At 64.2% G+C, this 279-nt stretch carries 1 protein-coding gene; it reads left to right on the top strand.

What is annotated here, in order from left to right:
* Positions 1–279, top strand: a 279-nt coding sequence (locus SB679_RS23865) for a hypothetical protein (protein WP_410704731.1), incomplete at both ends; no start/stop codon positions are given.

Genomic DNA, 279 nt, shown 5'->3' with positions numbered 1-279 from the left:
CTGCTCACGCTGGCGATTACCCGCTGGGTAGCCCGGCGCACCCGGTCAGGGCACGTGCAGCTTAACGTGCGCAAATTTCCGGATCTTGAGATGACCCCGTCTACGGCGTCCGCCCAGTATTGCGGCCAATCAAGTTTGTCTGTAGTCGGGCATCCTTGCCGGATCATCGGCTTTGCGCCGAACCAGGCGCTCTTCGCGACGCCGCCGCACGTTGACGGCCGCATCCTGCCGCTCGTGACCGGCGAGAACGTGGAAATGGTCGCGATCGCCAGTCAGGCC

Origin of the sequence: Chryseobacterium sp. SIMBA_029 (genome assembly GCF_046535275.1) — a bacterium.
Classification (GTDB): Bacteria; Bacteroidota; Bacteroidia; order Flavobacteriales; family Weeksellaceae; genus Chryseobacterium.
Note: the sequence above shows the minus strand (reverse complement) of the source record. Positions and strands in the feature narration are given on the sequence as shown.